General features: G+C 70.3%; 18 protein-coding genes and 3 pseudogenes. 10 read left to right on the plus strand and 11 right to left on the minus strand.

Going from position 1 to position 21,971, the window contains the following annotated elements:
- Nucleotides 1–118: 118 nt before the first annotated feature.
- Nucleotides 119–535 carry an IS66 family transposase gene (locus AB0I23_RS31900; protein ID WP_359114541.1) on the plus strand — a complete coding sequence of 139 codons (417 nt, stop codon included), beginning with the start codon at nt 119–121 and terminating at the stop codon, nt 533–535.
- 157 nt (nt 536–692) lie between these two features.
- Here the strand turns inward: AB0I23_RS31900 and AB0I23_RS31905 are convergent.
- Nucleotides 693–1,711: pseudogene (locus AB0I23_RS31905) on the minus strand (aldo/keto reductase).
- A 33-nt stretch (nt 1,712–1,744) separates the two neighbouring features.
- Nucleotides 1,745–2,641 (minus strand): helix-turn-helix transcriptional regulator, encoded by an 897-nt coding sequence (locus AB0I23_RS31910; RefSeq protein WP_359114543.1) that lies wholly within the window; start codon nt 2,639–2,641, stop codon nt 1,745–1,747.
- A 305-nt stretch (nt 2,642–2,946) separates the two neighbouring features.
- Here AB0I23_RS31910 and AB0I23_RS31915 point away from each other — a divergent pair.
- Nucleotides 2,947–3,216: pseudogene (locus AB0I23_RS31915) on the plus strand (MFS transporter); the annotation flags it as partial.
- 159 nt (nt 3,217–3,375) lie between these two features.
- On the opposite strand, the gene exaC reads toward AB0I23_RS31915, so the two are convergent.
- From exaC to AB0I23_RS31945, 6 genes and pseudogenes are all read right to left on the minus strand, one after another.
- The gene (gene exaC / locus AB0I23_RS31920; protein WP_359114545.1) at nt 3,376–4,899 is read right to left on the minus strand and encodes an acetaldehyde dehydrogenase ExaC; all 1,524 of its coding nucleotides are present in this window, start codon (nt 4,897–4,899) and stop codon (nt 3,376–3,378) included.
- Nucleotides 4,900–5,002: 103 nt separating this feature from the next.
- The gene (locus AB0I23_RS31925) at nt 5,003–6,253 is read right to left on the minus strand and encodes a GAF domain-containing protein (RefSeq protein ID WP_359114547.1); all 1,251 of its coding nucleotides are present in this window, start codon (nt 6,251–6,253) and stop codon (nt 5,003–5,005) included.
- A gap of 97 nt (nt 6,254–6,350) precedes the next feature.
- The gene (locus tag AB0I23_RS31930) at nt 6,351–6,944 is read right to left on the minus strand and encodes an N-acetylmuramoyl-L-alanine amidase (protein ID WP_359114549.1); all 594 of its coding nucleotides are present in this window, start codon (nt 6,942–6,944) and stop codon (nt 6,351–6,353) included.
- A gap of 297 nt (nt 6,945–7,241) precedes the next feature.
- Nucleotides 7,242–7,539, minus strand: a pseudogene (locus tag AB0I23_RS31935) (LysR family substrate-binding domain-containing protein); the annotation flags it as partial.
- A gap of 90 nt (nt 7,540–7,629) precedes the next feature.
- Nucleotides 7,630–9,012: an SWF or SNF family helicase gene (locus tag AB0I23_RS31940; RefSeq protein ID WP_359114551.1), complete on the minus strand. Its 1,383-nt coding sequence runs from the start codon at nt 9,010–9,012 to the stop codon at nt 7,630–7,632.
- Nucleotides 9,009–11,894, minus strand: coding sequence for a DEAD/DEAH box helicase (locus AB0I23_RS31945; RefSeq protein ID WP_359114553.1), 2,886 nt, complete (start codon nt 11,892–11,894; stop codon nt 9,009–9,011). The genes AB0I23_RS31940 and AB0I23_RS31945 overlap by 4 nt, the downstream gene beginning before the upstream one ends.
- Before the next feature lie 268 nt (nt 11,895–12,162).
- On the opposite strand from AB0I23_RS31945, the gene AB0I23_RS31950 reads away from it, so the two are divergent.
- The 3 genes from AB0I23_RS31950 to AB0I23_RS31960 all read left to right on the plus strand — a co-directional run bounded on the left by AB0I23_RS31950 (nt 12,163) and on the right by AB0I23_RS31960 (nt 14,125).
- A complete protein-coding gene (locus AB0I23_RS31950) occupies nt 12,163–13,287 on the plus strand; it encodes a fatty acid desaturase family protein (RefSeq protein ID WP_359114554.1) in 1,125 nt (374 codons plus the stop codon).
- Between the two features lie 96 nt (nt 13,288–13,383).
- Nucleotides 13,384–13,566: a hypothetical protein gene (locus AB0I23_RS31955; protein WP_359114556.1), complete on the plus strand. Its 183-nt coding sequence runs from the start codon at nt 13,384–13,386 to the stop codon at nt 13,564–13,566.
- Nucleotides 13,567–13,582: 16 nt separating this feature from the next.
- Entirely contained in the window at nt 13,583–14,125 is a 543-nt protein-coding gene (locus tag AB0I23_RS31960; protein ID WP_359114557.1) for an MOSC domain-containing protein, read from the plus strand.
- A 158-nt stretch (nt 14,126–14,283) separates the two neighbouring features.
- On the opposite strand, the gene AB0I23_RS31965 is transcribed toward AB0I23_RS31960, so the two are convergent.
- Together AB0I23_RS31965 and AB0I23_RS31970 are read right to left on the minus strand one after the other, a co-directional pair.
- Nucleotides 14,284–15,249, minus strand: coding sequence for a hypothetical protein (locus AB0I23_RS31965; protein WP_359114559.1), 966 nt, complete (start codon nt 15,247–15,249; stop codon nt 14,284–14,286).
- Between the two features lie 120 nt (nt 15,250–15,369).
- Nucleotides 15,370–15,669: a hypothetical protein gene (locus tag AB0I23_RS31970; protein ID WP_436847035.1), complete on the minus strand. Its 300-nt coding sequence runs from the start codon at nt 15,667–15,669 to the stop codon at nt 15,370–15,372.
- A gap of 116 nt (nt 15,670–15,785) precedes the next feature.
- Between AB0I23_RS31970 and AB0I23_RS31975 the strand changes: the two genes are divergently transcribed.
- Nucleotides 15,786–16,688, plus strand: a complete 903-nt coding sequence (locus AB0I23_RS31975) for an oxygenase MpaB family protein (RefSeq protein ID WP_359114562.1) — start codon at nt 15,786–15,788, stop codon at nt 16,686–16,688.
- Between the two features lie 28 nt (nt 16,689–16,716).
- Here the strand turns inward: AB0I23_RS31975 and AB0I23_RS31980 are convergent, their stop codons facing one another.
- Nucleotides 16,717–17,316: a class I SAM-dependent methyltransferase gene (locus tag AB0I23_RS31980; protein ID WP_359114563.1), complete on the minus strand. Its 600-nt coding sequence runs from the start codon at nt 17,314–17,316 to the stop codon at nt 16,717–16,719.
- 171 nt (nt 17,317–17,487) lie between these two features.
- On the opposite strand from AB0I23_RS31980, the gene AB0I23_RS31985 reads away from it, so the two are divergent.
- The 4 genes from AB0I23_RS31985 to AB0I23_RS32000 are packed head-to-tail and all read left to right on the plus strand — an operon-like array spanning nt 17,488 to nt 21,940.
- On the plus strand, nt 17,488–18,351 hold the full coding sequence (locus AB0I23_RS31985; RefSeq protein ID WP_359114564.1) for an MHYT domain-containing protein: 864 nt from the start codon (nt 17,488–17,490) through the stop codon (nt 18,349–18,351).
- 58 nt (nt 18,352–18,409) lie between these two features.
- A complete protein-coding gene (locus AB0I23_RS31990; protein ID WP_359114566.1) occupies nt 18,410–21,049 on the plus strand; it encodes a sensor histidine kinase in 2,640 nt (879 codons plus the stop codon).
- Nucleotides 21,046–21,483, plus strand: a complete 438-nt coding sequence (locus AB0I23_RS31995; RefSeq protein ID WP_359114567.1) for a roadblock/LC7 domain-containing protein — start codon at nt 21,046–21,048, stop codon at nt 21,481–21,483. The genes AB0I23_RS31990 and AB0I23_RS31995 overlap by 4 nt, the downstream gene beginning before the upstream one ends.
- 22 nt (nt 21,484–21,505) lie before the next feature.
- Nucleotides 21,506–21,940, plus strand: coding sequence for a DUF742 domain-containing protein (locus AB0I23_RS32000; protein WP_359114569.1), 435 nt, complete (start codon nt 21,506–21,508; stop codon nt 21,938–21,940).
- Nucleotides 21,941–21,971 lie beyond the last annotated feature (31 nt).

The following is a 21,971-nucleotide window of genomic DNA, read 5'->3' on the forward strand; positions in this document are numbered from 1 at the left end:
CTGCTATCCGGGTGCCCTTACCGCACACCGGACATGACGTCACGTCACACATGAACCCGGCGAACCGGACCAACCTCGACTACGCAATGCCCCTGGCCTGAACACCCAGGCCCTGCGCGTGCGGACCGGTGAGATCGACGAGATCGCGCCCGAGGCCCTGCTGCTGCACCTCGAAGCGTTCCACCACGGCGTCGCCGTCGGCCTGTCCCACCATCCACGCGCCGAGGGACGAAAACAGTCCACCGCCCGCAACCTGCTGGAACGTCTGCGGGACCAAGCCCATACCGTGCTCCGGTTCGCCGACGATCCCCGGCACGTGCCCTTCACCAACAACTGTGGCGAGCGAGCACTCCGCCCGGTCAAGACCCAGTTGAAAATCTCCGGCTGCCACCAGTCCGCCGACGGCGCCACGGCCTGGCTCGCCGTGCGCTCCTACCTGGACTCCGCCCGCAAACACGGGCTGAGCGCCTTCGAGGCCATCCACCGCGCCTTCACCGGCACCCTCTGGATGCCACCCATCACGCAGACCACCTGACAGCACACTTCACACACCGTCACCGATCAGCCGCATTCCTTCTGAATGCGTACGTCCGAGTAGTCGCCGGCCGGTGCGTCATGAGCCAGAAGGCGCCTTTCGTGGTCGCGGGGAAGTCGGCGCGACTGGCCGGCGTGGCCGGCCAGTCCGGGGCGCGTCAGCGGCGTCGCTGGTCGGCGAGCAGTTCGACGTCGCCGTAGCTGTTGTCGACCGGGTTGACGGTGACGCCGGGGGCGACGATCTCGTCGATGGCGTCGAGCATGTCGGACGACAGTGTGACGTCGGCGGCGGGCAGAAACGCCTTCAGCTGGTCCGTGGTGCGCGGTCCGATGATCGCCGAGGTGACGCCGGGGTGGTTGATGACGAAGGCGACGGCCAGCTCGATCAGGGTGAGACCCGCTTTCTCCGCCAGGAGCGCGAGCTGTTCGACGGCGTCGAGCTTGCGCTGGTTGGCGGAGGTGCTCATGTCGAAGCGGGCCTGGGGCGTGCCGCGGAGGCGGGGCCCTCGGTGGCGTTCTTGCGGTAGCGGCCCGACAGCCAGCCGCCGCAGAGCGGGCTGTAGGTGAGGGTGCCCATGCCGTGGCGGCGCACGGTGGGCAGTACGTCCTCCTCGATGCCACGGACCAGGATCGAGTACGGCGGCTGCTCGGTCACGAACCGCTCCAGCAGGCGCTCCCGCGAAGCCCACTGGGCCTCCACGATCTGGGAGCCGGAGTAGGACGAGGAGCCGATGTAGCGGACCTTGCCCTGGTGCACGAGGTCGGAGAGGGCGCCGAGGGTCTCGGTGACGTCGGTGTCGGGGCTGGGGCGGTGGACCTGATAGAGGTCGATGTAATCGGTGCCGAGCCGGCGCAGGGAGTTCTCGACCTCGCGGATGATCCAGCGCCGCGAGCCGCCCCGCTGATTGGGGTCGTTCTGGTCCATGGGCATGAAGAACTTGGTCGCCAGGAACACGTCCTCGCGGCGGCCTTCGAGTGCCTTGCCGACGATCTCCTCCGAGACGCCGGCGGAGTACACGTCGGCGGTGTCGACGAAGTTGATGCCCGCGTCGGGGGCGCGGTGGATGATCCGGATCGAGTCGGCTTCGTCCTCGTTGCCCCAGGGGCCGAACATCATCGCGCCCAGGCAGAGCGGGCTGACCTGGACGCCGGTGCGGCCGAGTGGTCGGTACTGCATGAAGGAGTTCTCCTCAAATGTGGTCAGTCGTCATCAGTCGTTCGCGGTCGGGACGACGGTCCCGGTGCTTGCCCAGCTGGCGAGAAGGCCCAGGGCCTCCCTCGCCGGGGAGTCCGGTTCGGGTGTGTAGAAGTTGAGGCGGAGGCCGGGATCGGCGGGCAACTCCATTGCCTCGTAGGGCAGGGCGAGATCGCCGACCAGGGGGTGGTGCAGGTTCTTCAGTCCGGAGCGGTGGAACTTCACGTCGTGGCGGGCCCAGCGGCGGGCGAAGTCGCCGCTCTTGGTCGTCAGTTCACCGATCAGGTCGGTGAGCGCCTTGTCGTGGGGTGCCCGGCCCGTCTCGTTGCGCAGGAAGGCCACCGCGTCGTCAGCGCCCTTGTCCCAGTCGACCCAGAAGTCCTTGCTCGCGGGGTCCAGGAACATGAAGCGGGCGCTGTTGACCGGGCCGCGCTGGGCGAACAGCGGCGAGTCGAAGAGGGGTGCGTACAGCGCCCGCCCCAGCGTGTTCGCGGCCAGGATGTCAAAGCGCGCGTTGCGCACGTACGCCGGCACATCGGTCATCGAGTCGAGCAGGCGCAGGATCGTGGGCCGCACCCGTGACGCCGTCGCCGTAGGGCGCCGGCCTGACGGTGTCGCCGCGCGGGCCAGGTCGTAGAGGTGAGTGCGCTCGGCCTCGTCCAGCTGCAGCGCGTGCGCGAGGGATTCCAGTACCGAGTCCGAGGCGCCGGAGAGGTTCCCGCGCTCCAGGCGGACGTAGTAGTCGACGCTCATGCCGGCGAGCAGCGCGACCTCCTCCCGGCGCAGGCCCGCAACGCGCCGGTTGCCGCCGTAGACCGGCAGCCCGGCCTGCTCGGGCGTGATCCGGGCACGCCGGGTGCTCAGGAACTCGCGGACCTCGGCGGCCACGCTCTTCTTGTCTCTGTCTGCCATCGTCCAGATCCCTGAAATCGCTCCGCCGCCGGTGATCGCGCCCCGGTGGGACGGTCCAGCCCGGCCTACGACGGTCCTGCCTTGACCTTCACCGTAGGTCCGTCCGCGAGGACCTGCGAGGTACTGCCAGTACCCGGAAGACCAGTGACTCCCACCCCTGTGCCCGCGCGGGGTTCTCTTGGAGAGAACCGAGGACCAGGAGTCCGACACCAGGCCCTCACCCGGAAAGCGAAGGACACACCGTGCGCGCAGCACCCAAGTACGACGGGACCGGCGACGTCGCCATAGCGGAATCCACGCCGCCCATGGCGGTGCGTGCGTCGGCCCCTGCCGCCCCGGCCCGGGCGACGCTGATCCTCGCGATCATCTGCGTCAGCTACTTCATGGTCATCCTCGACAACTCGATCGTGTTCACGGGGCTGCCGCAGATCCGCTCCGACATGGGGTTCTCCGAGACGGACCTGTCCTGGATCACCAACGCCTACGTCCTGGTCTTCGGCGGCCTGCTGTTGTTGGGGGCCCGGGCCGGTGACCTGTTCGGCCACCGCAGGGTGTTCCTGTTCTCCCTGGTCGTCTTCGCGCTGACCTGTGACTGGTCCGGAAGCACTGGTCAGCAGGGGTGCAGTCGTGGGAGGAATTGGGAGTTAGCGCGCAAGCCGGGCCCGGTCGAGAGCGGGTTGAGCGAAGGGCGCCTGACGGGTGAAAACCCAGGTCAGGCGCCCTTTCGCATGTGTCTAGAAGAAGCCCAGCTTCTTCGGCGAGTAGCTCACCAGCAGATTCTTGGTCTGCTGGTAGTGCTCAAGCATCATCTTGTGGTTCTCCCTGCCGATACCGGACTGTTTGTAGCCGCCGAATGCGGCGTGAGCCGGGTACGCGTGGTAGCAGTTCGTCCAGACCCGGCCCGCCTGGATCGACCGGCCCGCCCGGTACGCGGTGTTGATGTCCCGGGTCCAGACGCCCGCCCCGAGCCCGTACAGGGTGTCGTTCGCCGTCTTGATCGCGTCGTCGAAGTCCGAGAAGGAGGTCACGGCGACGACCGGGCCGAAGATTTCCTCCTGGAAGACCCGCATCCGGTTGTCGCCCTCGAAGATGGTCGGCTGGACGTAGTAGCCGCCCGCCAGTTCTCCGTCGTACTCGATCCGCTGTCCGCCCGACAGGACCTTCGCGCCCTCCTGCCGGCCGATGTCCAGGTAAGAAAGGATCTTCTGCAGCTGGTCGTTGGAGGCCTGGGCGCCGATCATCGTGTCCGTGTCCAGCGGGTGTCCGGGCACGATCTGCTCGGTGCGGGTGATGCCCGCCTCCAGGAATTCGCTGTAGTGCCCGCGCTGGATCAGCGCCCGCGACGGACAGGTGCAGACCTCGCCCTGGTTGAGGGCGAACATGGTGAACCCTTCGAGGGCCTTGTCGCGGAAGTCGTCGTCGGCCGCCCAGACGTCGTCGAAGAAGATGTTCGGGGACTTGCCGCCCAGTTCCAGCGTCACCGGCTTGATGTTCTCGGATGCGTACTGCATGATCAGCCGCCCCGTCGTGGTCTCGCCTGTGAAGGCGATCTTTGCGACGCGCGGGCTGGATGCGAGGGGCTTGCCCGCCTCCGCGCCGAAGCCGTTGACGATGTTGACGACACCCGGCGGCAGTAGATCGGCGACCAGGCTCAGCCACACATGGATCGAGGCCGGGGTCTGCTCCGCGGGCTTGAGGACCACCGCGTTGCCCGCGGCGAGCGCCGGGGCGAGTTTCCACGTCGCCATCAGGATCGGGAAGTTCCACGGGATGATCTGGGCGACCACGCCGAGCGGCTCGTGGAAGTGATACGCGACGGTGTCGTCGTCGATCTCGCTGAGCGAGCCCTCCTGGGCGCGCAACGCGCCCGCGAAGTACCGGAAGTGGTCGATCGCGAGCGGGATGTCGGCGGCCAGGGTCTCCCGGACCGGCTTGCCGTTGTCCCAGCTCTCGGCGACCGCCAGCTCCTCGAGGTGCGCCTCCATCCGGTCCGCGATCCGGTTGAGGACCGAGGCGCGTTCACCGGCCGCGGTGGCGCCCCAGGCGGGGGCGGCGGCGTGGGCCGCGTCCAGGGCGCGTTCGACGTCCTCGGCGGTGCCGCGGGCGACCTCGGTGAACGGACGCCCGTTGACGGGGCTCGGGTTCTCGAAGTACTGGCCGAGGGCCGGCGGGACGTATGCGCCGCCGATCCAGTGGTCGTAGCGGGACTTGTACGAGACGATGGCGTCCTCGGTGCCCGGCGCAGCGTAACGGGTCATCTCTGTGGCCTCCCGGATCCGGTGCCGCCCGCCGTTGGACGGCCCTCGGCGGGAGGCTAGGGACGGGAACGTTGCAACCTCGTTGCGCCGGACAGCAGAGGTGTCAGCGCTGTTCGGAGTCGAGCGTGCGGGCCCTTGCCAGCAGCGCCGGCCGCTGCCCGGGAGGTGCCGCCGCGGCGAGCGCCTGCCACACCGGCAGGTCGTCCTCGCCCCAGGGGCTGTACGCCCAGTCCGCCAGCAGCCCCGGGTCGCCGCGTGCGATCAGCGAGGCTCGCAGCTGATCGTCGAGACGGCGCCGCAGCCGGACGACGGACGGTGCCTGCGAGCCCGGCAGCAGCGGCCCCGCGTACGCGCTGAGCGCCGCCGCCAACGCACCGGACGCCAGTCTGCGCGCCACGCCGTCGAAGTCGGCGTCGACCGCAGCAGCGAACCGATAGGGGCGGGAAAGCAGCAGTTCGGGGCCGAGCAGCCTTCGCAGCCGGGAGAGTTCGGCCCGCAGCGTCACCGGGGTCACCGACTCGTCCTCGTACAGTTCGACGAGTAGTTCGTCGCCTGCGAGGCCGTCCGGGTGACGGGCGAGTGCCACCAGGATCTCGCTGTGCCGCCTGCTGAGCCGGATCCTGCGGCCGCCCGCGACAACCAGCGCCTCGTCCCGGCCGAGCGCGCTCAGCTGTACGAAGTCCCCGGCTGGTTCGGGTGCGAGCAGGGCGAGCTGGGACTCGGCGGCGCGCGCCACCGCCTGGACGAACGCCAGGCTGTGCGGATGGGCGAGCCGGTTGCCGCCGGTGATGTCGACGGCGCCCAGCACCCGTCCCGTGTGCGGGTCGTGCAGCGGCGCCGCGGCGCAGGTCCACTGCTGGACCGGGCGCAGGAAGTGCTCGGCGCCGAACACCTGGACCGGACGGTCCACGGCGATTGCCGTCCCCGGCGCGTTCGTTCCGGCCACGGACTCGGACCAGCGGGCACCCTCCACGAAGTTCATCCGGCCGGCGCGTCGGCGGGTCGTCGCGTGCCCTTCGACCCAGAGCAGTCGGCCGTGCGCGTCGCACACCGCAAGGAGATGTTCGCCGTCCGTCGCGTACGCACCCATCAGTTCACGGATCACCGGCATGGCGCGGGCGAGGGGATGTCCCTCGCGGTACGGTCCGAGTTCGTCCGGGCCCAGCTCGACCAGGGCCGCACCGTCCGGACTGACCCGGGCCCGCGCGGAGCGCCGCCACGACTCGCCGACCACGGAACGTACTGGCCGTTCCAGCCGTCCCGCGGTGGTGAACACCTCGTGTGCTTGGCGCAGTTCGCCGAGCCGTTCGCCGGGGTCCGTGTCTGCGGTCAGCGCCACCCAGGGGTCCGTCAACTCACTCTCCCGTCCGGGGGACTCGTGCACCCCCATCGTCGTCGCAGCCGGGCTCTGCGACAACCTCGGTGCGGAGAGTCGTCTGACCCGCGCGGGGTCAACCGGTGCTGTAGAGGTTGACGAGGCGGATGTAGCGCACCCAGTCCCAGTTGGGGCCGGGATCGGTGTGATCGGTGCCCGGAACCTGGGCGTGACCGAGAATGTGGGCGCGATCCTTGGGGATGCCGTAGCGGTCGCAGACCGACGCGGTCAGCAGAGCGGACTGTTCGTACAGGGCGTTGGTGAAGTACGTCGGCTGGTCGACCCAGCCCTCGTGCTCGATGCCGATGCTGCGGGTGTTGTAGTCCCAATTGCCCGCATGCCAGGCGATGTTCTGCTCCCGTACGCACTGCGCGACGTACCCGTCCGCCGAGCGCACCACATAGTGAGCGGAGACCTGCTTCGCCGGATTCTGGAAGATGCCGATCGTTTCCGAGAAGGTCTCCTGCGTGACATGGATGATCACGTACTGCACCGGATAGGCCGAAGGGCGTGTCGAGACCGTGTAGTTGGACGTGGAAGCGGGCGTCCAATGCGCGACCGGGTAGTCGGTGCTGCCCGCCTCCGCTGAAGCCATGGCACGGGTGGAAGCCGACAGCATTGCCGCCGCGGCGGCTGCCGCAGTGCCCTGAAGAATCCTTCTGCGATGCATCGATGCTCCTGTGGGGGAGGGGAACGGGGAGACGGTGTACGGGGTCAGGGGGTGGGGAGCAGGGTAGCGGTTTCGCGGAGGTGTCGGTGCGGTCCACGGTGAGGGTCGCCCGCGGGAACACGCCGATACGGCCGAGCGCGAGGACCGTGATGGAATGAGGCCTCCTGAGGCAACAGCAGCTGACGGCGGTCAGGCTCTGCCGTCGCGCTCAACCTCCGGTGACATCGAGCCGAACACAAGGGCAGTACGCGACGAGGGGCAGGAGCGGTCCCTGTTCCCGAGCGGCTGGATTCTGTCCGGCGGATCTTGGCTGACAGCTGCCAGGAGGCTTGCGACCAGAGGGTTCTGGAAGTTGCGTCGCCAGGCGGCGGCGACCCGCGTGCGGGCCGTGCGGGGCTCGATCCTGCGGAAGGCCACGTTTTTGAGACGGATTGCGCCGGATGCTCGCCGGGGCCAGTGAGATGCCCAGGCCGGTTTCCACCAGGGCGCAGACGGTCTGCCATTCCACCGCGTACTGGGCCACGTCGGGGGTGAAGCCCGCGGCTGCGCAGAGGCCGGTGATCCGGTCATGCAGGTGTGGGCCCACCAGGCGAGGGTCGTCGTCACCGCCGCTATCTGCGCGGACGCCCGATCAAGCACACCCCGGGCCGAAGGACCAGCGGGCCGTCGCCACGGCAGCGTCCGATCACGGCTCTGCCAATGACCCGCCGGCCAGGACATGAGCGTCGCCGAGCGCGCCCGCCAGCACCGCCGCCGGATCGTCGTCCGCCGGGCCCGCCGGGTTCCAGCGACCGCGCTCCTTGCGGTACGGCCACCAGCGCCCGTCCCGCCCGTACCGCAGCTGTACGTCGCCATCCGCAACGGTCCAGCGGTTGCCCGCCGCCCCCAGCTGCGGGCGCTCGCCGTCCTCCCACGCCTCGGCGAGCCGCGCACGGGCCCTGGCGAGGGACTCCGGATCGGGTGCCCACGCCTCGTCGAGCACCGCGAGCGCGGCCGCCCCGCCGTATTCCCAGGCTCGCACCGCCGCGTCGAGCTCGGCCCGCGGCCGCCCCGATCCGGTGCTCAGCCGTGTCACGATCCACGGCTCGGGACGGGTGTCGGCGACCAGCCGTACCGCGTCCTGCTCCGGCGTCAACTCCTCCTGCACCGGCTGCTGTTCGTGGCCAGGAACGAGGGCGTCCGCCAGCATCCGGTAGGCGCGTACCGCACTGTCCGTCACCAGGACCTCCAGCGCCGTCGGGTCGAGACCGGGCTCCGGTTCGGTCTCCGTCTCCAGCGACGGGGCAGGACCGGGCTCCGCGGGCAGCGGCGGGGGAGCAGGCAGCGGGGGCAGGATCTCCCGCGCGGCGAACGTCTCGTCCGCCCGTACGCCGAGCACCCGACGGTCCTCCACGACGGAGGTCTGCGCGGGTTCCCGCTCCGCGGCCCGGACCGCGATCCGCACCTGGAGTTCGTCGAGCAGCCACCGCTCGCCGCGCCCGCGCATCAGCAGGAGTACGAATGGGTCCTGGTCCAGCAGCCGTGCCACCTGGTAGCAGAGCGCGGCGGAGTGCGGACAGTGGTCCCATGTCTCGCACGTGCACTCAGGATCAAGATCGCCGATGCCCGGCAGCAGATCCACTCCGGCCGCCGCCGCGTCCTCCACCAGATGCGGCGGCATCTCCCGGTCGAGCAGTGCGGCGATGTGCCCGGGCCGGTCGACCGCCATGTCCAGGAACCGGTCCCACTCCTCCTCGCTCAGCTGTTGAAGCAGCACATCACTGCGGTATGCGGTCGAGTCCCGGTCCTGGACGACCGCGGTGATCCGACCGGGCCGTACGGAGACCGCACCGACCCGCCCCTCGCGGGCGAACCGGCGCCCCTGCTTGACCTGTTCGCCGTCCAGCGCCGTGTCCTCCAGGGCCTTCAGCCATGCCCGCCCCCACCAGGACTCGGCGAAACCGCGGCCCCGCGCCGACGGCAGGGCAGCGAAGGTACGTTCCTGCGCCGGTGCCGACTCCTCCTCGGCGACGTCCTCGGATGCGTACCCGTCGAACTCGTATGCGTCGTTCTCATAGCCGTCATTCATCGCGCGCCCCCTCGCAACTCCACCAGATCCGCCAGTTCCGCATCGGTCAGTTCTGTCAGCGCCGACTCACCGGAACCGAGCACCGCATCCGCGAGACCCTGCTTGCGGGCCAGCATGCCGGCGATCCGGTCCTCGATCGTTCCCTCGGCGATCAGCCGGTGCACCTGCACCGGCTGGGTCTGCCCGATGCGGTACGCGCGGTCGGTGGCCTGCGCCTCCACCGCCGGGTTCCACCAGCGGTCGAAGTGCACCACATGGCCGGCCCGGGTGAGGTTGAGCCCCGTGCCCGCCGCCTTCAGCGACAGCAGGAAGACGGGGGCCTCGCCTGCCTGGAACCGGTCCACCATGGCCTCGCGTTCGGCGACCGGCGTGCCGCCGTGCAGGAGCTGGGTACGCACGCCGCGCGCCGCCAGATGCTGTTCGAGCATCCGTGCCATCTGCACGTACTGGGTGAACACGAGCACGCTCGCATCCTCCGCGAGGATCGTGTCGAGCAGTTCGTCCAGCAGCTCCAGCTTGCCCGAACGGTCCGCGATCCGCGGCCGTTCCTCCTTGAGGTACTGCGCCGGGTGGTTGCAGATCTGTTTCAGTGCCGTCAGCAGTTTCACCACCAGGCCGCGCCGGGCGAACCCGTCCGCGCCGGAGATCTCGGCCAGCGTCTCCCGTACCACCGCCTCGTACAACCCGGTCTGTTCCGCCGTCAGCGACACCGCACGGTCCGTCTCCGTCTTCGGCGGCAGTTCCGGGGCGATGCCTGGATCGGACTTGCGCCGACGCAGCAGGAACGGCCGGACCAGCGCGGCGAGCCGTTCGGCCGCCGCGGGATCGCTGCCGTCCTCCACGGCCCGCGCGTACCGGGTGCGGAACGTGCCGAGCCGGCCCAGCAGCCCGGGCGTCGTCCAGTCGAGGATCGCCCACAGTTCCGAGAGGTTGTTCTCCACGGGGGTGCCGGTCAGTGCCACCCGCGCCCGCGCGCCGATCGTCCGCAGTTGCTTCGCGGTCTCCGAGTACGGGTTCTTGACGTGCTGTGCCTCGTCGGCGACCACCATGGACCACCCGGCCTCGGCGAGCCTCGCCGCGTCGAGCCGCATGGTGCCGTACGTGGTGAGGACGAACTCGCCGTCCACCAGGCCCTCCAGGCTGCGGGACGCGCCGTGGAATCGGCGCACCGGTGCGCCGGGGGCGAACTTCTCGATCTCCCGTTGCCAGTTGCCCATCAGCGAGGCCGGGCAGACCACCAGGGTCGGTCCGGCCGTCTCGTCGACGCTCTGCCGGTGCAGATGCAGGGCGATGAGCGTGATGGTCTTGCCCAGACCCATGTCGTCGGCCAGGCAGCCGCCGAGGCCGAGCGAGGTCATGGTGTGCAGCCAGTTCAGACCGCGCAGCTGATAGTCCCGCAGCGTCGCCGCGAGCGCGGCGGGCTGACCGACCGTCTGCTGCTCGGCCGACCCGGGATCGACGAGCCTGGATCGCAGCTGCGCGAGCCAGCCGGTCGCCTGGACGTCGACCCGGCGGCCGTCGACCTCGGCGGAACCGGTCAGTACGGCGCCGAGCGCGTCGATCGGGGTGACCTTGCGGTCCTGCGTCGCGCGGGCGCGACGCGCCTCCTCGGCGTCGATGAGCACCCACTGGTCGCGCAGTCGGACGATCGGTCTGTTGGCCTCGGCCAGCCGGTCCAGTTCGGCGCGGCTGAGCTTCTGGTCGCCGAGTGCGAACCACCAGTTGAACGCCAGCAGCGCGTCGGCGGACAGGAACGACGGGGCGTCCGACGCGGACCGCCCGTTGCGGGATTCGCCGTCGCCGACGCCGCCGTCCTGGTCGTCCGGCGGTCCGATCACCGCGCGTGCGGTGAGGGTACGGGTGAGCTCCTTGGGCCAGTGCACCTGGACGCCGGTCGCGGCGAGCGCCCGGGCGGCGGAGCCGAGCAGTTCGGTGATCTCCTCGTCGTCCGGCTCGACGGAATCCGGTACGGCGGCCGACAGCAGCGGGGTCAGCGGTGGCCAGGCGCGGGCGGCGCGGCGCAGCGAGAGGAGGGCGTCCATCCGTGCTCGAGGACCGAACGCCGCCGCGGTCCCCGCCCAGACGTCGGCGGCATCGGCGACAAGCGTCGGATCGCTGACGCTGTGGATCTGCAGCACCGCACGGAAGGACGGCCCGCCGCCCGGCTCGGTGTCCTCGTGCACACCGGTAGGTCCGGTGAGCTCGATGCGCAGCGAGAGCCGCACGCCCGCGTCGTGCCCGGCCGCGACATCAGCGGCCCAGGCTCGACGGTCCGGCAGTCTCTGCGGCGTGTCGACGGCGAACGCCGGGCTGCCGGTGGCGAACACCGCTGCGGGTGTGCGCGGCAGGCCGTCCGCGACCGCGTCCAGGAATGCGCGCAGCAGCCGCTCCGGCTCCGGCAGCATTACGGGCTCGGCGTCCTTGTCGAGCGGCACCGCATGGGCAGTGGGTGGCATGGAAGCCGCGAGGTCACGGATCCGGTCGACATCGGCTGCAGTCAGCGGACCGGCCCGCCAGGCGTCGTGGTCCGTGGCACTGAGCCCCGGCAGCAGCAGTCCGCGGGCGGCGAGTTGGAGGGCGAGGAGCGTGGCCGCGCCCCAGAACGCGGCTGCGGGATGGGCGTGCGCGGCCGCCCGCGCGCGGGTCAGAACGGGCAAGGAGTCGCGCACGGGCAGCAGTAGGGCCGGAACACGGTACGGGCGGGCGTCGGCTCCGACGACGGTCAGTTCTCCGACCGTCCCAGGGGCCTCGGGCGGGCTGCTGCCGTCCGGATGCCAGAAGGCGGCCCGGCCGGTGCGGGCGGGGTCCGAGGGCAGGAAGACGACGGAGCAGCGGGACAGTGCGGAGATCTCGGCGCGGGACGGCGCGGGAAGCCTGTGCACAGCGATGGCGGATTCCTCAAGTTTGACTAGTGGGTGCCAAGGTCGCCGAGGGTACTCCATGGCGACGATGCCCGGGAGTGCAATCACCATGATCCACATCACGTTCGAGGGCGTCCGCGAGCTGTCGGGTGGAGCCAGCACCCCCCTGCGGGTAGGGGGCTGTCCCCCCGGAATCCCGGGTGGTGGCGCCATGGTTGCGGTGCGCCCCGTGCCCGTACGTTTCGACAGGTCAGAGCAGACTTCAAGCCTCCCAGAGAGCGGAGACGCCATGCCCGAGGCCGTAGCCACCGTCGCGGACCGCACCCGCGACCGTGCCTGCAGTACCGACATCGCCGGAGGTGCGGGAGACACCACAGGCACGGGAACTGCCGCACGGTCGGGGGACGAGAGAGGCACAGGAGCAGCCGGTAGCGACTTCGCGCCCCTCCTTCGGGCCGTCAAGGCACAGGGACTCCTGAAGCAGCGCACCGGTTGGTACGCGGTACGCATCGCGACCAATCTCCTGGCCCTGGGTGCCGTGACGACCGGCCTGGCCGTCCTCGGCAACACCTGGTGGACCCTGCTGCTCGCCCTGCCGCTGGCGGTCCTCTGGGCCCGCGCCGCGTTCGTCGGCCATGACGCCGGACACGCCCAGATCACCGGCGACCGAAAGGCGAGCCGGATCATCGGCCTGACCCATGCCAATCTGCTCCTCGGCATGAACGAGGCCTGGTGGAACGACAAACACGTACGCCACCACGCCAACCCCAACCACATCGACAAGGACCCCGACGTCGGCGTCGGCGCCCTGGTCTGGACCCAGAAGCAGGCGGCCCAGCGCGAAGGTTTCGCCCGCTGGCTGACCCGCAACCAGGCCCGGCTGTTCTTCCCGATGCTGCTCCTCGAAGGCATCGCCCTCAAGATCTCCGGCTTTCAATACCTGCGGCAGCAGCCGGCCCGTGAGCGCGCCCTCTCGGCAGCCCTCCTCGTCACCCACCTCGGGTTGTACGCGACGCTGCTCCTCACCGTCATGTCTCCCGGCAAGGCCGCCGTCTTCGCACTTGTGCACCATGCACTCTTCGGGCTCCACCTGGGCATGGCCTTCGCGCCGAACCACAAGGGCATGGAGATGCCCGATCCCGACGGCGACCGCTGGGGGCATCTCCAGCGACAGGTCCTCACCTCGCGCAACGTGCGCGGCGCCGCCCTCACCGACTGGTTCCTCGGCGGGCTCAACTACCAGATAGAGCACCACCTCTTCCCGAGCATGCCCCGCCCCCATCTGCGCCGGGCACAGCCGCTGGTGCGTGCCCACTGCGAGGCGCTGGGCATGCCGTACGCGGAGACCGGACTCATCGAGTCCTACCGGCAGGCGCTGCAGCACATGCACGAGGTCGGGGAACCGCTGAGGTGACCCCGCGGGAGGCCCGCCGCCGTGGGCTGGAACCGATGAGGACGCACAGGCGTTCTCACAGCAGGAGCGGCGTGAGCCGCGTAGGAGGCGTGGACAATGTCGAACAGCGCAAAGATTGCCATCGGGGGAGTCGTCGCGGCAGTCATCCTGATGCCGTTCATCGGATTCTGGCTGTCGCTGCTGGTGCTGATCGGAGTGCCTGCGGTGGCCTACCTGATGCTGGATCCCTCCCAGAGGCGCAGGCTCCGTAGGATCACCCGTAAGGAAATAGGCCGCTGAATGGGGTTCTTCGTAGATGAGCGGGATCGTCACCGTGGTGAGCAGTAACGGGGCTTACTCATTCACCAAGCCGAACCGGCAGACCGTCACCCTGCTGACCGGTCTCGGAGTGGAGGGGGATGTGCACGCGGGAGCCACGGTCAAGCACCGCTCCCGCGTCGCGCAGGACCCCACCCAGCCGAATCTGCGCCAGGTTCATCTCATCCACGAGGAACTCTTCGACGAGTTGCGTGCAGAGGGCTTCGAGGTCGCTCCCGGTGACCTCGGGGAGAACGTCACCACGCGTGGCGTCGATCTCCTCGCGCTGCCCGTCGGCACGCTGCTGCGCCTCGGCGACGAGGCCGTCCTCGAGGTCACCGGCCTGCGCAACCCGTGCCTGCAGATCGACACCTTTCAGGAAGGGCTGCTCAAGCGGGTCGTCGGCCGTGACGAGGCGGGCAACATCGTGCGCAAGGCCGGGATCATGAGCATCGTCAGGACCGGCGGGGTTGTCCGGCCCGGCGACCCGGTCGAGGTCGAACTGCCCGCCGAACCGCACCGGCCGCTGGAGCGCGTGTAGCGGCCGACGGGGCGGCGCGGGCAGCCGGGCCGCCAAGGAGGACCGCCGAGCCCCTGACTCAATCGCAGGCCGGCTCGCGACCCGGCGGCGCAGGCCGGGACCCAGCGGGCGTTTCGGGCCCTCGGCCTCGGCCCGGTCGGCGGGGCGGGCGCCGAGAATCAGGCCGGTCGCACGGCGAGCGCGTCGAGCGCCTTCAGCAGACCGGGCAGTTCCGCCCCGCGGCCGACAGGCAGGACCTCGCCGGGTTCCTCGTCCAGCAGGATGAACGCGATGTCGTCCGTCCGGGCGACCAGGGACCAGCCGGGGCCATCGGCTCGCAGGGTGCGGGCTTCGCCGGGGGCGAAGGAGGAGCGGATACGCCCGGGCGGCGGCGGGTTGTCCACGTAGGCGTGGGCTTCTGCCAGCGCGCGCCGGACACCGGGATGGACGCCCGAGGGCGCCGCGTCGCCGGCGTCGGTGTCGGCAGCGGCGGTGGGGTGGGCGGAGGCGTCCGCGTCGGTGGCTCCGTCGGCATCCGGGTCGCCTGCGCCCTCCTCGTCCGCAGAATGTGCGGGGTCCGACGTGTCCTCGCTCTCTGCGTCATCGGTACTGCCCGCGACTTCCGCCCCCGCGAACGCTGTGGCGTCGTCGATCTGCTCGCGCCACGCCGCCCACTGCAACGCGATCTCGTCGGCGCCCAGCCGCCGCTGCGCGGGCCCCCACGATTCCGTGTCGGGAGGGGTCAGCGGCGGCAGATCGGCTCCCTCGGTCTCCGGGGCCGGCAGCGGGTCGTGCGGCGCGGGCACCCCTGGCGCGGCGACCGCCAGCGCCAGCGGCCAGCCAGGGAGCGCGCAGACCACCGAACGGTCGTCGGGGGAGAGGTCGTACTCCATGCCGCAGTCCCAGGAGGCGATCGCGACGGCGACCAGGGACACGTCATCGACGACGACGGTCCACCGGGCCCCGCCGTCGTCCTGACCGAGGACGAGGCCGTAGCCGTCGGCGTACGGTTCGAGGCCGAGTGCCGCGCAGGCCGCCGGGTAATCGTCACCGAGCACGCTCGGGAACTGCGCGGGTGTCAGCAGCACCGCTGTCAGCACATACAGTGCGTCTTCTTCGGCGACTGCGTCGTCCGTCCCGGCCACAGCACCCTCCTCGTCCCTCATCGTTTTCCGTCGGCGCACCTTAACCAGTGGGTAACGCGGTCGTCGAGGCCCTGACAAGGTAGGACCCCCACCGCGCCGTCGGTGAGCGGACGTCGCGGTTCAGTCGGCGGGCAGGCCGAGCAGGGTACGGGCCACGGTCTGCGGCGACTGGCCTGTCTCACGCGCCAGCGCGGTGACCGCCCGGCAGGCCAGCTCGTTTATGCCGAAGGAGAGCGCCTCGGGTGACACCCAGCTGCTCGCCTCGTCGATCCGGTCCTGGTCGTCGTCCACACTAGCCGCGACGTAGGTGGCGGCCGCGTCGAACAGATTGTGCTGTTTGGGTTGCCGTTCCTCGCGCGGCGGCGCGGACCGCTCACCCTTTCGGCGGGGTGACACAGCCTTCCGCAGACTGCTGAGCATGTCGATCATGAGGGACCGCCTTCCGGGAGCCGTGCACGCGTGGTGCGTTCGTACATGCTTACGCTCTTCCCCTTCCACGTAGAGTTTGACCTTCGACCGAGGAACGGGGCAGTGCGGTGGAGCGATACGACCGGCTGAAGGAGATCCGGCGGCTCGATCCGGAGCGGGACTTCCTGGAGATCTACCGGCTCACGGCGACGTACGAGTTCCCCTGGGACATCACCCGTGCGCTCGAACTGGCCCTGTACCGCACGTATGCGGTCCCCAGCATCGGCCGACTCCTCGCCGAAACGGCTGAGCTGACGGATCGTTCGCAGAAGCGGTACGACGACACCGCGCTGCTTCTCGACACCGTGGTGGAGCACGGCTTCGACAGCGCCCCGGGGCGAACGGCGATCCGCCGGATCAGTCAGATGCACCGCAGCTACGACATCAGCAACGACGACATGCGTTATGTGCTGTGTACGTTCGTCGTGGTCCCGAAGCGGTGGATCGACACCTACGGCCGGCGTCGGCTCTCCGAGCATGAGCTGCAGGCGTTCGCCTTCTACTACCGCACTCTGGGCACGCACATGGGCATCAAGGACGTGCCGCAGACCTTCGAGGATTTTGAGCGCACCCTCGACACGTACGAGGACGAGCACTTCGGCTGGGACGAAGGGGCGCGCAGCGTCTCCGACGCCAGGCTGGCATTGATGGGCTCCTGGTATCCGGGCCCGCTCGCACCCGTCGTACGCAAAGCCGGCCTCGCACTCCTCGACGATGCGCTGCTGCGGGCGTTCCGTTACGAACGACCGGGCGCCGTCGCGCGCCATCTCACCCGAGGCGCGCTGCGGCTGCGGGCGAGGGCCGTGCGACTGCTGCCGCCCCGGTCCACCGCGCACTATGCGCGCCAGAACCCGGAGATCAAGGGCTATCCGGACGGTTACGAAGTCGGTGAGCTCGGTACGTTCCCGACGCCCGGCGTCGGTGGCTGCCCGATCCCGCGCAAGCGGAGGCCGGGCGCCCCGGTCGAGTGAGCACGTGCGTACGTGAGCCGGGGCCAGGTCAGTCCGTCCGCACGGCGAGTGCGAGGAACCGTGCGTCCTCATCGGTGTACGAGACCAGCTGCCAGCCCGAGCGTGCGAGCAACCGCCGGAGATTGGGCTCGGCCCGCAGATCGTCGTCCGTGATCTGCCGATCGTGGCGTGCGGCCAGCGCGGCCCGGCCGATGGGGTGGAACAGTGCCAGCTGCCCTCCGGGACGTACGACGCGGGCCAGCTCCGCCAGGTCCGGCCCGGGGCGCGACAGGTGCGAGATCAGCCCGGCACCGAACACCGCGTCGAGCACCCCCGCCCGCAGCGGCAGGCGAGCGACGTCGGCGAGGAGCAGCCGACCGCTGCGGTCGCGCCCGGCCCGGACCGCCGCGTCCAGCATCGCCCGTGTGAGATCGGCGCCCAGGACCGTACCGTGCGGCCCGACGGCGGTCCGCAGAGCGGGCAGCGCACGTCCCGTACCGCAGCCCGCGTCGAGGACGGCGTCGCCGGGGCGCAGCACGAGGACTTCGACAGCGGCGGCGTAGGCCGGGCCGTCGTCCGGGAAACGGGTGTCCCAGTCTGCTGCGCGGGCGGTGAAGAAGTCCTGGACGTGTGTGTCGTCATCGGCCATACGTACATGATCGCGCACGGGCAGACGGAGCGAAACAGAGTGAAACGGACGGAAGTGACGTGCATGTTCGAGCACAACCTGATCGTGCGGGATCATCTCTCTGTCATATTCCGGCAGCTTTCGAAATGCGCCCCGAACGCGCGCCCCCATGGCGACTAGCGTCCCCGGTCCATGGGACACCTGGACCACGCCACCTTCGGCTGGCTGACACCTGCGCTGTCGTACGCGATGGCAGCGATCGGCGCGGCGCTCGGACTGAGCTGCACCGTGCGCGCACTGGACACGAGCGGTCGTTCGCGCCGTAACTGGCTGCTCACGGCCGCCTCCGCCCTCGGCACCGGCATCTGGACGATGCACTTCGTCGCGATGCTCGGCTTCGGCGTGACCGGCACGGCCATCCGCTACAACGTGCCGCTGACCTTGCTCAGTCTGCTCGGCGCCATGCTGGTGGTCGGCTGCGGCGTCTTCGCCGTCGGTTACAGCCGCGACCGGACCAGGGCGCTGGCCGTCGGAGGGTTCGGCACCGGACTCGGTGTCGCCAGCATGCATTACCTCGGCATGGCGGCGTTGCGACTGCACGGCACGATCCACTACGACCCCTTGCGGGTCGTGCTCTCCGTCGTCATCGCCGTCGTCGCCGCGACCGCGGCTCTGTGGGCAGCCCTCAACATCAAGTCATCGCGCGCCGTCGCACTCGCCTCGCTCGTCATGGGCGCGGCGGTCAGCAGCATGCACTACACCGGCATGCTGGCGGTCGGCGTCACCGTCAACCCCTCCGATGTGGAACTCCCCGGAGCCCCGACGATGCAGTTCATCTTTCCCCTCGCCGTCGGCCTCGGCTCGTACCTCTTCCTGACCTCGGCGTTCGTCGCTCTGTCGCCGACGGCCCGGGAGCGCGCCGCCTACGTCTCGGCCGAGCGCACCACGGAACCGGCGACCGGCGCGGCCTCGACGCGCCTCGCGCAGCGCGGACGTGATCCCCGCCCACGGCGCGGCACCCGCGGCCACGACGTCTCTCCGTCCGCGACGCCCTGACGCCACAGCACGTCCCCCTTTCGCCCCTGCCCAGCTCCACACCCGGAACGAGGAGGCCATGCGCCCACCCCGCACGACCCCGGACCCCGGCACGACGACCGCTGCCCGGCCCGGTTCCGCGCCCACGGCGCGCGGGCGCCGCGCGCACGCGGGGCGGCCGGCCGACGAGAGCGTCGAACGCGACGCACATCTGCTGCTGACGCAGGAGACGTCCGGGCCACGTGGACGCCGGACCCTGCGCCCCAGGACCGTACGCGCGAAGATCATTTCGCTGTTGGTGGTGCCCGTCGTCTCGCTGCTCGCTCTCTGGGGCTTCGCCACGGTGAACACCGCCCAGGACGTGGCGCGGCTGCGGCAGTTGCAACTCGCGGACGAAGAAGTGCGGGCGCCGATATCCACCGCCGTCACCGCCCTCCAGGCCGAACGCAGAGCCGCTCTGATCCAGACCGTCGCACCCAGCAGCGCCCACGCCACCGCACTGGAAAAGCAGACCAAACGCACTGACTCCGCGCTCGCCGCGCTGCGACTGGACAAGCACCACACGATCGCCGATGCCGGCAACCTCCCGGTGGGCGTCGCCGCCCGGCTCGACCGGTTCTTCGACCGTACGCACGAACTGCGCGCAGACGGAGGCACAGGGAGGCAGGAGCGCGACGAGAGCGCCGTGTACGCCCGGTACACCGAGGCAGTCACCGCGGGATTCGGAGTCTCCGGGGCCCTCACCGGACTCCAGGACGAGGCACTCGGGTCCGACGCCCGCGTGCTGCTCGAACTGGCCCGCGCCGACGAGATGCTGGCCCGCGAGGACGCACTGCTCGCCACGGCCGCTCTCACCAAGCGCCTCGACGGCCGCCAACTCGTCGACTTCATCGGGGCGGTGGAGATTCGCAGGAACCTCACCCAGACCGCGGGCGCGGATCTCCCGGCCACCGAACGTTCCGCCTGGCAGAAGTTGGCCGCCCGGTCCGCCTACCACCGGATCGAGGATGTCGAGGACAGGGTGCTCACCGCGCGACCCGGCCGGGAAGCCGCCCAGGCGGTTCCCGCCGCCGACTGGGATGCGGCCGCGGCGGGCGTACGGAGTCAACTGCGCACCATCGGCGCCGGAGCCGCAGAACGCGCCGCGGACCGCGCCGACCCGCTCACCCGCGGACTGTTCAGCCCGTCCGGAGCGGCCGTCCTCTTCGGCTGCGTCGCCGTCGCGGCCTCGCTGGTGATCTCCGTACGCATCGGTCGTGCGCTCGTCGTCGAACTCGTCAGCCTGCGCAACAGCGCCCTGGAGATCGCCCGCCGCAAACTGCCCCGTGCGATGCGGCGGCTCAGGGCGGGCGAGGAATTGGACATCCAGGCCGAGGCACCGCCCGGGCCGGCCACCCACGACGAGATCGGCCAGGTCGGCGAGGCTCTCGGTACCGTGCACCGGGCCGCCCTCAGCGCCGCCGTCGAACGCGCCGAACTCGCCGACGGCATCTCCGGGGTCTTCGTCAATCTCGCCCGCCGCAGCCAGGTGCTGGTCCACCGCCAGCTCGACCTCCTCGACCACATGGAGCGCCGCGCTGACGATCCCGGCGAACTCGGCGATCTGTTCCGCCTCGATCACCTCACCACCCGGATGCGGCGGCACGCGGAGAGCTTGATCATCCTGTCCGGTGCGGCCCCCGGGCGCGCCTGGCGGATGCCCGTACCGCTGACGAACGTCGTACGCGCGGCCGTCTCCGAAATCGAGGACTACGCCCGTGTGGAGGTGCGGCAACTGCCGGATGCCGCCGTCAAGGGAACGGCGGTCGCCGACCTCACCCATCTCCTCGCGGAACTCGTGGAGAACGCAGCGCAGTTCTCGCCGCCGAACACCAAGGTCCGGATCACCGGCGAACCCGTCGGCAACGGCTACGCCCTGGAGATCGAGGACCGCGGACTCGGCATGGGCAACGAACTCCTCGGCGAGGCGAACCGGCGCATCGAGCAGGCGGAGGCACTCGACCTGTTCGACAGTGACCGGCTCGGCCTCTTCGTGGTCAGCAGGCTCTCGGTCCGGCATCACATCAAGGTCAAGCTGCGCCCCTCGCCGTACGGCGGAACGACGGCAGTGGTCCTGCTGCCGACCGCGCTGCTGCAGGGCGCACTTCCGACGGGCGGGGAAGAGGCCGTACCGGACAAGGCATCGGTCGAGCGTCAGCAGGAAAGCGACGGTGTGGCCTTCGGAACGGATCCGAGCCCCCGTGCGGTGCGTTCGCAGGCGACGACCGCGTTCTCGGCCCCCGCTCCGGTGCCTGCGCTGGAGGCGCGGAGGGGGCCCACGGCCGGAGTCACCGCGCTGCGCCCACGCTCCCGCAGAGGGGTCGAGGACCGGAGCGATGAGCGGGCCGGGGCCGAGCACGGAACCCGTGGGATCCGGGAGAACGCGGAAACCCGCGAGAGCCGGGGGACCAGGGAGGAGGGCGACAGCTCACTTCCCCGCCGCGTCCGTCAGGCCAACCTCGTTCCGCAACTGCGCGAGGAGCCCCGGCCCGAGTCGACCCGGATCGACGACGGGAACGGCATGGACAGACCGGCCGAGCGCACCCCGGAACAGGTCAGGGACCGCATGACCTCCTACCGCAACGGGTGGGTACGCGGCGGCGGCGCCGCCCCAGGCACGGCAGCGCCCCACCGAATCACCACCGAACCCCGTCCCGGCAGCGAAGGAGACCACGCATGATCGCGAACGAGCGGACCGAGGCGCGCAGGCACTCGGGCGAACTCGACTGGCTGCTGGACGATCTGGTGGCCCGGGTCGGCGAAGTCCGGCACGCCGTGGTGCTCTCCGGTGACGGTCTGGCCGTGGGCGCCTCCAGTGCCCTGAGCCGCGAGGACGCCGAACATCTGGCCGCGGTCGCCTCCGGCTTCCACAGCCTTGCGAAGGGCGCCGGACGCCACTTCCGGGCCGGGGAGGTACGCCAGACAATGGTCGAGATGGACGAGGGCTTCCTCTTCGTCGTAGCCGCCGGGGACGGCTCCTGCCTCGCCGTGCTGAGCACGGCTTTCGCCGATATCGGTCTGGTCGCCTACGAGATGGCCCGGCTCGTCAAACGGGTCGGCGAGCATCTGCGTACCCCGCCGCGGTTCTCCGTACCCCCGTCCCCGGCCGGCTGAGAGGGCGGAGACCGCAGTGGACATGACCAGCGAGGGTCCCGGATACCTCGAGAGATTCCCGGACCCGACCGAACTGCCGGGCAGCCAGTGGTACGACGCCGAAGCAGGGCCCTTGGTCCGCCCGTACGCCATGACGGGCGGGCGGACCGAACCGGGCCCGGGCGGAGTGCACTTCGACCTCATCGCTCTGGTCTCCGCCGCCGACCATGTACCGGACAGCTCCGAGGATTCCCAGCTGGGCCCCGAACACCGCGCGCTGTTCACGTTGTGCCGCTTCGAGCCCCAGTCCGTCGCGGAACTCTCCGCCGACGCCGACCTCCCGGTCGGTGTCGTCCGTGTACTTCTCGGAGATCTGCTCGAAGCCGGCCATGTGCGGGTCGGCCGCCCCGTACCGCCCGCGCAGCTGCCGGACGAGAGGATCCTCCGCGAGGTGATCAACGGACTCCGAGCACTCTGAAATCGCCGCTCAGGAGCGCGACTTCGAGCGA

The organism is Streptomyces atratus (assembly GCF_040655115.1).
Lineage (GTDB): Bacteria > Actinomycetota > Actinomycetes > Streptomycetales > Streptomycetaceae > Streptomyces > Streptomyces atratus_D.